Source organism: Rhizobacter sp. (assembly GCA_021153565.1).
Taxonomy (GTDB): domain Bacteria; phylum Pseudomonadota; class Gammaproteobacteria; order Burkholderiales; family Burkholderiaceae_C; genus Albitalea.
In genome coordinates, this window is the sequence record JAJKJU010000218.1 from 1 (window position 1) to 8,766 (window position 8,766).

6 protein-coding genes are annotated in these 8,766 nt (G+C 59.8%); 2 read left to right on the forward strand and 4 right to left on the reverse strand.

The window, feature by feature from the left end:
- Positions 1–567: 567 nt before the first annotated feature.
- Positions 568–1,191 carry a DUF433 domain-containing protein gene (locus AC30NL_RS13660; RefSeq protein ID WP_489464547.1) on the forward strand — a complete coding sequence of 208 codons (624 nt, stop codon included), beginning with the start codon at positions 568–570 and terminating at the stop codon, positions 1,189–1,191.
- An 842-nt stretch (positions 1,192–2,033) separates the two neighbouring features.
- Here the strand turns inward: AC30NL_RS13660 and AC30NL_RS13665 are convergent.
- The 4 genes from AC30NL_RS13665 to AC30NL_RS13680 all read right to left on the reverse strand — a co-directional run bounded on the left by AC30NL_RS13665 (position 2,034) and on the right by AC30NL_RS13680 (position 5,628).
- Positions 2,034–2,231 carry a hypothetical protein gene (locus AC30NL_RS13665; RefSeq protein ID WP_489464548.1) on the reverse strand — a complete coding sequence of 66 codons (198 nt, stop codon included), beginning with the start codon at positions 2,229–2,231 and terminating at the stop codon, positions 2,034–2,036.
- The gene (locus AC30NL_RS13670) at positions 2,228–2,992 is read right to left on the reverse strand and encodes a hypothetical protein (RefSeq protein ID WP_489464549.1); all 765 of its coding nucleotides are present in this window, start codon (positions 2,990–2,992) and stop codon (positions 2,228–2,230) included. Before AC30NL_RS13670 ends, AC30NL_RS13665 begins: the two co-directional genes overlap by 4 nt.
- A 384-nt stretch (positions 2,993–3,376) precedes the next feature.
- Positions 3,377–4,411 (reverse strand): ParB/RepB/Spo0J family partition protein, encoded by a 1,035-nt coding sequence (locus tag AC30NL_RS13675; protein ID WP_489464550.1) that lies wholly within the window; start codon positions 4,409–4,411, stop codon positions 3,377–3,379.
- Positions 4,408–5,628, reverse strand: coding sequence for an AAA family ATPase (locus tag AC30NL_RS13680; RefSeq protein ID WP_489464551.1), 1,221 nt, complete (start codon positions 5,626–5,628; stop codon positions 4,408–4,410). The genes AC30NL_RS13675 and AC30NL_RS13680 overlap by 4 nt, the downstream gene beginning before the upstream one ends.
- Positions 5,629–6,271: 643 nt before the next feature.
- On the opposite strand from AC30NL_RS13680, the gene AC30NL_RS13685 reads away from it, so the two are divergent.
- Positions 6,272–7,579 (forward strand): replication initiation protein, encoded by a 1,308-nt coding sequence (locus AC30NL_RS13685; RefSeq protein ID WP_489464552.1) that lies wholly within the window; start codon positions 6,272–6,274, stop codon positions 7,577–7,579.
- Positions 7,580–8,766: the final 1,187 nt, after the last annotated feature.

Genomic DNA, 8,766 nt, shown 5'->3' on the forward strand with positions numbered 1-8,766 from the left:
CCCGGCGCTGGCCTGGGTGGGCGGGCGCACGAGCTCGGGCAGCGCGAACTTGGGCGCGGACGGGTCGGAGGTGGGTTTTTTCAAGGGCGGCAAGGGCTTAGCGTGGCACGTTTCGATTCTCGCATGAAGTTTCGCGCTGTTTTGTTGATACATGATTAGGATACTAATCATGTAGCTAGCGGGTTGGCCTGCGGGCGCCCATCCAACGCTTTTCAGGCTTTTTCGGGGGTGGTTTCCGTCAGGGCCCCGGGGACCGGGGTCCCGCTTTGATGGGCCCCGCCATCAACTTCGGTACGCCTGATGGTGCGATTGGGGCTGCCGCCCCCCAAGCAACACTGGCCACCGTCCCGAACGGTCACGTTGACCACTGCGCCCCCCTCGTCGTCCCGGGGGGGCCTTCTCGTCCATGACAGGGTCGATGGACTGGACTTGGCACGTTGCTGACCTGGCCGACGCCCCCCGCCCTCCCCACCTACGCCCCGGGTCTCGAGACGCCAGGACGCCGAGGCGCTGTTCTCCCTCCAGGGCGCGCTCCACGACGTCGAGTGGACGGTTGACCTGCCGGCCGTGGCTCGGCAGCTTCGTCACGGACGCCTCGGACCGGGGTGCGCCTGGTCCGGCGAGCGGAAGAATCCATCGTCGAGGACCCTGACGTCATGTGGCGGCACGCCGGTCTTCAAGGGGACACGTGTCCCCGCGGCGACGGTGGCGGCTTCGTGGCGCGCCGGGTTCAACATGGACCAGCTGCGCGAGGCCTATCCATTCCTGATGCCAGCGTTGGTACTCGACGCGGAGACTTACCTTCAGATCCACCCCCAAGATTGGCCGCCCCAGGAAAGAGACCGGACTGCCGGCGAAGCGTCGGCTGGTGAGCAGCCAACGCGTTGCCCTCCCCGCTCGTCGATGAGTTTCAAGCGGTTGATCGACGAGTGCCTGTCGCATACCCTGGTGGCAATGGCGCACGCGGCCGGGCATCTCGAGCGCACCTGTGTCCCCGACCGAGGTTGGCTCGGCATGGGTGTTGATTGTGGACTTCCGGGGCCCCAAGGGGGGGCCGCTGCGGGCGGCCTGCACGATGATCAGCCGAGTCACGCGGGTCTCATGCAGGAGCCGTTTTTCGGCATCGCCTTGCAGAGAACGACTCGATGGCTGACCTCATCAACCAGGCTCTCGAGGTCCTCCGCCTGGTAGGTCATTCCGCAGGGGGAATCTCGTCGAGGGTCAACGGCGGCGGTGCCGTCCGTCCCCCACGGTGGCCAGGGCGGCGCGGACGATCCGCCCTGAAGCCCCCCCCCCCTTTTGGACCGCACGGGCAGCGGGCCGCCCACCTGGTTGCGCCCCCTTGCCCCCCGGAATGCGCCTCGTCGCGGCCTATCGATCGATGAGTCCCCGGAATGGCGGTAAATTTCACCCTCAATTTAATGCCGCTTAACCCAAGTTTGGCAGGGCATGTTGATTGTGACCGGGAGTCCCCGATGGGGCCTCTGCTTTTGGGCGTGCTCGGCCCGCGTGAAGCTGGGAATCGCAGCCTTGCGCCCGTCGTCATGAGCCGGTGGCTGGAGGGGATCGCCGAGTCCACCCCGAAGACCCGACACGAAAATCTTGCCCGGCCCCCTCCCGCTCGGCCTTGATGGCTTCGATGCGCTCGAAAGGTCCCGATCCTTCGCGGCCATTTGCTTGGCGTGATCGGACATGAGCGTCAGCAGCTCCTCGAGCCGCTCGACGGCCCTCCACGTTCTTGAAGGCCTTCATCTTGTTGACGAAGACGACCGACTTCTTGTCCGGACCAGCAGCTCGGTGACCCGATGATTCCCCATGATTTGCTCCCTAGAACGTCAGCGCGGGAAATCCGCGTTGACCGAAGGAATGATCCACGTTACGACCTTGACCTGAGTGCAGGGCCAGACCCGGTGCGGGCGTTGCGAATAATGGTGCGCCCTGCTGCTGTGACCGGCAAAGCCGGTCGGCAACAAAAAGCCCGTCGGCGTTAGGGGTGGGGGGGTCGCAGGAGGGCGCGAGCGCCTAAGCGACGATCACTCGATCGTCAACTGCGGATAGTCGCGGCGCTTGCCGGCGGGGTCTCTGGCGGCGGCTTCCAGCCGAGCCTTAGCCGATGTATCCAATTGCGGAATGCCCTTCAGCGATATCGAAAACACACGCGCTGTCCTCGCCTTCGTCGACGACTTGAATGCTTGCTCGCGCTTATTCAACGCCGTCGCCTGCTTCGTCATAGAGTGCTTTCGGCTAAGACCTTTTCACGCACATAGGGTATCAGCTTTTGCCAAGACCTGCTGGCCACCGCCAGATCGAACGCCATCAGGCGCTGCGATCCGTGCGCATCCCACCATGCGCCGTCGATGGCAATCACGTCCTGCACCGTTTGACAGGCCTCCAAATGGAGGACGCCATGCGTCTCGCCGGGCAGCAGTGCAGCGTCAAACCCGAGCCTGGGCCAGACTTTGTAGCCCACGTGCCGCGGGTTGAAACCGACGCCACCGGCGGCCACCAGCGAGATGTGCGCGAGGCCCGCCAGATGCGCGGTGATAGAGCACAACGTGAATGCGATGGTCCCCAAGCTGCGAGGCGTGTTCTGCTCGTTCAGGAAAAAATGGTCGACATGTAGGGCTTCGATGAACAGATCAGTCTCGCCGACCGCCTCCGAAATGAGGCCGGTCCTGTTCTTGTGCTGGTTGCGGATGATCTTTGAGTTGATCACCGTAAAGTACAGCCCCGGTGGCGCATCGTCACGACTGGGGAACTTCTCTGCCTGCTGGTGCACGCGGCTACCGTCGAAGACACAGAAAAGATGCGCGAACTCCAGCGTCGACAATTCCCCGAACGGCAGGTCGAAACGATCGTCCAAGCCCAGGTCATTGCCATCGAGGCGGATGCCTGTGCCGCTGAGATGCGCCTTCGCGATGCGATGCTCGAGGAGCAGTCGGTGCAGTTGGGCGAGATGGTCTGCGTAGAAGGCGGTTGGCGTCAGCGGCACGATGAACGCAGACTTAGGAGGAGGCGCGGAGTGGCCAAAGTCGCCAGCAGCCCCGCCGCCTCGACCGCCAAGAGCGAACGCCTAAGTTGCGCACAGCCCGCAGTAGCACGGGAGGATGGTTCGTTGCGTGGTGGATTGCTGGACTCACTCATCTGTGGAAGTGTATCCGTCGTGGCAAGCGCCAGACAGCCCATGGTGTTGCCCTGGGCAACACCCCCTCAAGGGCTTTCGGCGGCCCGTTCCTTGGCTTCGACAGTCGGGCGGCTTCTCACGTTCACGGTGGCCCTCAGCTGCCAGGTGACAGTTGAAATTCGGACGTACTAGACAGCTGGTCGGCCGGGACATTGGGCTGGGTGTTGCCCGGGGCAACACCCAGCACCGTCCTCAAGTTTTAAGGGCTCGCTCAAGCACACTCACAACCTTCTTTATGAGGTCGTCGCTAAGAGAGCCCTGGACAAGTTTGATGTCCAAAGTAGATTTGCCTTTCCGCGTCACCACGGCCTTTGGACTGCCCGACGCGTCGGAAACGGTGAACGAGTTCTGTGCCGATTCTCCAGGAGAGACTGCGCAAAGTTGCTTGAACACTTGGGCGGCCTGGAGCTTCACATCAAGTTTGGCAAGAAGCTTCGCACGCTCAATGACGCCGTCCGGATCCCGTTGAAGGGCCGCGGAAATGACTTCACCCCAGCGCTTTTGAACCTGCGTGCGAGCTGGGAAGGCATCCAAGATCGGCGTTGGCAGTTGCGCAATGGCCAGATACCGACTCACGAGGCCAACATCCTTGTCGATGGCATTTGCCAACTGCCGCATCGACGAGAAGAGCTTTTGATCAAGAGCACGAAGGTAGCTCATCCCTTGCTCATAGGGACTGAGATCTTCCCGTGCCCTGTTCTCGCGCTCCATCAGTCCAAACAACTGTAGATCGTCGACGTCGTCCGAGATCGCAGCAAGCACGGGAATTCCGAGCTCGGCACAAGCACGCGTCCTCCTATGTCCAAACACAATCTCAAATCGTCCCCCGGTCTTTGCGCGAAGGAGGACTGCCTGGATGTTTCCGCCGCTTGATGCAAGTTCGAGTTTGAAGGCTTCCCAAGCCTCGCCGTGATAGTGCGAGTGGTCTCGGTTGGCAAAACGACTTTCGTCGATCAAAGCGGGATCCACACGGCGCTGCGGCTGCGCGCCAATCCAACGATCGAGTTGCTCGCGAAGCTTTGCGACTTGGTCGTCTTTGTCCCGCATGACCCCCATGGCTGCCAACATTCCGCCAGGCGCCGTTCGAGCTCCCGGTCTGGAAGAAGGTGCAATCTCCGGGTCCGTGGCGGTGGGTGTTGCCCCGGGCAACACTGCGCTTTCGGTTTGCTCCGACGCACTTGAAAGCGCCTCATCCGCAAGTTTCAAACGATCCTTTAACTTGCTCACGCTACCACCTCGCTCTTGTTGCCAACCGTGGGCGATTGATCAGCAAGTTGATTCAGCCACGCCTTTCCGATGGACTGCTCTACGATGTCCACGACCCTGTTGTAAGCGTCCGCCGCCTTCTTGAAAGTCTGGGATCCACCCTCGTATCGCGTCACGTCGAACACGGTCCCGAATTCGATACTTGACTTGCTTGCGACGTTCGTCTTGGGAATTTCGACTGGAAGTACAAACTCGTTGTAGGTCTTGGCGATCCAGCTGGCGACCACAGGGGCGTTGTCGTCCATTGCATCAACCTTTGCCAGCAGGACATGCATAAAGTCAAACTCGCGTTCCGCACCATGATCCCTCATGCCGTGAACAAGGTCCGTGAACAGACTCCAGAACTGGGCAGACGATGCGAAGTCCAGCGCATTGGGCGGCATCGGCACGATCATTCCATCCGACGCCATGTAGGCATTCATCACGGTGTAGCTGAGCGAGGGTGCCGTGTCGATGATGATGACGTCATAGCGGTCGCGCACCGACTCGAGGCCTGCATTGAGGATGTCATAGAACCGTAGCCCGGACTCCCGCTCCTCGATCTGCCTCGTTGGCAAGTAGAACTCGGCGTTGTAAAGGCCCGGCATGGCAGGTATAAGGTCAATGCCCGGCCAATACGATGGGCGGATGGCATAGCCAACGCCTTCCTCCTGGCCAGCGAAGAGGGGCAACAAGGTCTCGTTTGCGTCGACATCTCCGTCTGGGAGCAGGCCAAATAGGTTGGTGAGCGAGCCCTGGGGGTCCAGGTCAATCGCGAGGACACGGTGCCCACGTAACGCCAGCCCCTGGGCAAGGGTCATACACGTTGTAGTCTTTGTGACCCCGCCTTTGAAATTGCCGATCGATATCGTGACGGCTCTGGCACCGCTCGGGCGCAAGCGCTCGGCCCGATACGCTCGCGCCCATTCACCGGCCTGTGCAACATTCCAATTGCGTCGATTGTTCGACGCAACTGTCCCATTCGGCAGATCCCCGCGCGACACACGGTATAACACCTGATCATTGCTGATGCCGCAGAGGGTGGCGAGGCGACCCGTGGACAACGTCGGAGGCTTTTTTGATCGGCTCGGTTGCAGCAGCGTCTTCCGGAGCGCTTCCAGGTTCTTCCCGGAAGTCGCAGCCAATTCCATCAGACGGCTCATCGGAATACGGCCTGGCGCTTTGTTGGCTAGTGGCATTGACGTGGTCCCTTGTGGAGTCAGTGTTTTTTCGCGGCTTCGATCTTAATTCACTGAAAGAGCAAACTCCAGCGGAGCTTTTGTTTGAAGAAGTTCAATAAGTTCAATACAGCTTTAATACGGTTTATGCTGAAATTCTCCTTTAATATCAACAACTTAGAGCAATTTGGGTGAGCTAATTTGTGATTTGGGTGAGCCGATTTGTGCTGAAGGTGAGCCGATTTGTGCATGGCGGTGAGCCGATTTGTGCAGGTAGGTAGGTGAATTTGTGCGGCGCGCAATCTTGTCCTGCTCCGATGTCTCACAGCTGTCGCCCTCCATGGGTGAGCTGATTTGTGATCCAGTAGGGTCGATAAACAGCCCTCGACCGGCTCCGAGTGCTTCACCCAAAGAACACCTTACAAAGGGGCATTGAGATGCAGACGAAATTCGCACCGAAGTGATGCATATGTCGTTGAGTTGTCATGCGCCACTGACCGCCGCTGGCTGGAGTAAGGTTGGTGGACCGCTAAGGTGAGCCGATTTGTGCATGACACGCACTTTCGAGCGCCCCGGATCCCGTGAGATATCGCGTTTCCGCGTTGAAATCGCCGAACACGGGATCTGTTGCCTTCAGGGCGGCTTGAGGTGAAAATACCGACCCATGAACTCACCTGATGATGACGGGGTGATTGACACCATTCCGTCACGGCCCTTGCGGAAGTCAGTATCCACTCTGGCCATCACGCAAGCGTCGCAGTCTTACTCGCTGACGGCACGCAAGATCTACAATGTCTTACTCTTCCTGGCGCAGGAGCAGCCGGCGGATACATATGAGTATTCAGCCCTGCTCAAGGATGTTGTGCGCCTCATCGACTACAGCTCCCGAAACTACGTAGCGCTGAAGGATGCGTTGCGAGGCATGGGGTCGACGTTGGTGGAGTGGGAATCTCCGGCCGCGGGGGAGAGCACCAAGTGGTCGATGGCTCCGCTCCTGGCCGGCGTCGACCTGGTGCCGATCAACGGCACGATGACGATTGTCTGGAGCTACGGCCACAACATCCGACGCGAAATTTTGGACCCTGCACGTTTTGCGAAGCTCTCATTGCTGAGCCTGGCCAAACTCAGAACTGTCGCTGCGTTGGCGCTGTACGAGATTTGTGCCCGCTATCGCGACAATCCTTCGAAGGTCACGGCCAAGCATCCGTGGCGATGGTGGTTCGAGATCCTTCGCGTCGAACCGGGAAAGAGGGCGAAGGCCGACCCTGAATACAAGTTCTTCAAACGGGACGTTTTGACCCCGGCTGTCGCTGAAATTTCGGCACTTACCGAACTCGATATCACACTCGTCGAGTTTCGTGCTGGCCGCAGTGTTGCCGACTTGCAATTCAAGGTCGAGGTGAAGGAGGGCAGTGCTAAGGTCGACAACAAGCGGCTTCTTGAACCCGTGGACCTCCGTTTAGCCGAGCTTGCAGGCCAACTAAGTGTGTCACTGAAGGACGTTGAAAAGTTGAGCGACGCCTACGGCGAGAAAGCAGTGTTTGAGGCGCTTGAACTGCTGGCGAAGCGAGTGGAGAACCAATCGTTGCCGCAAGTGAATAGCCGTGCGCGTTGGCTCGGAGAAGTCGTTGCCAGAACCGTGAGCAATGAGATTGCTGCAAGAAGCAGTAGAGAAAAAGATGCTGACCGCGACGAAGGCGAGAGGAGCAGGTTGGTGAGTCAACAGCATCGTGAAGCGAACCTGCAAAAGGTGTGGGAGTTGTTCCTCTCCTTGGACGCAGAGGCGCAACAAATGCACCGCAACAATTTCGAAGCGCACATACTCTTCAACAAATCGGATGTCTTTCGAAAGAACTGGCGAGAACAAGGGCAGGCGGGACGAATCGTCGGCCCCCTCTTCAAAGTTCATCTTTGCGAAGAGTTGCTCGGCAAGCACTGGGATAAGCTCCCACTCGTCGAGGAGCAGCTTTGAAACGCGAGCTGCCACCCTCGGGAAAATGCAAACATCGTGGCGGCAGCGGATCTTCGCCAAGGGCACGACTACGCTGTGCTGGGTTACCGGTTGCGGTGATTGCCGAAACCTTCAACCAGGCGCTCTGAGTCTTGATGGCTGCCCATGCCGCGCGACGTCAAAGGGCCGCGAGTACTTACAGCAATTCAAAGTCCGATGAATTCGTCGTGATCCGCATGGGGCCGCAGTAATTTCCGAGGAACTGCAACGCCCTCGCCATGCTTGGGGCGACGTAGATTCGCCGACCCAGGGAGTGGCTGCTGGTCCAACGGTAGGCGGTAGCGCCTTGCCGCACCCATCCTCTGCGGTCGGGCAGGGCGCTACCGCGTGGCCGCCACTGGCCAACGGGTAGAAGACCCAGGCCGAATCGATGCCGAGAGATCACGTTGATGACGTCGCGAATACCCCGGACTTTCGAAAGTGCTGATCGATGTCGGCCCGAGTTCGAAGGGCCAGCACAGCCGGTACGCTGCAGCAAAACACGATTGCGCCATTCGTCGCCGCCACCAAGCACGCCTGGAGCGCTTCGCCTATGCCGACGACCAAGAGCATGCTGATGACCAGAGAGCACGCGCGCTCGAGGCCAGTCGGCGACGGGCGGCCACAGCTGTGCGGCTTGAGGAGCGAAGAAGGCCTCCAGGTGGTGGCCCCCCGCCCTGCCCCGGCCCCGGTCGACTACCCGTGGGCACCGGAGCGCAAAGAAGGCGAGCCGTTATTTGTTCTCTCGCGTCACCGATGAACGCATGGCCTGCAACCAGGATTCCGCGAATCTGAGCGGTCTGCGCGGCTCAAGGATTCGAAGGGCAGGGGGGAGGGGAGCGAAAGAAAAGCACTAACGCCAAAGCCTTGCGACCGCATTCTTTCTACGCAGTCTTGTATTTGTGCGGTTCGGTGATTGAAGGGAGTGGCGAACGTGGAGTAAGATAAGCCGTTTGGCGTTAGTCCTTTTTAATGGCACCTCAAACTCGTACGTCCACCACTTCAGACTTGTTCAGCGCGCCCTTGGACGAGTCGGCGCTGGCCGAGCTGCAGAACTGGTTCGAGGCTTGGCTCGCGCGAGCACGCGACATCGGCCGGTTGCGTCAGACCTCCTCGGAGGAGGTCTACCGGGCGATGTGGGGCGGGTTCATCGAATGGTGCATCTCGCA

Coding starts and splice junctions, on each gene's coding strand:
- AC30NL_RS13680 (WP_489464551.1), bottom strand. CDS start 5,628: ATGCCACTAGCCAACAAAGCGCCAGGCCGTATTCCGATGAGCCGTCTG.
- AC30NL_RS13665 (WP_489464548.1), bottom strand. CDS start 2,231: ATGACGAAGCAGGCGACGGCGTTGAATAAGCGCGAGCAAGCATTCAAG.
- AC30NL_RS13685 (WP_489464552.1), top strand. CDS start 6,272: ATGAACTCACCTGATGATGACGGGGTGATTGACACCATTCCGTCACGG.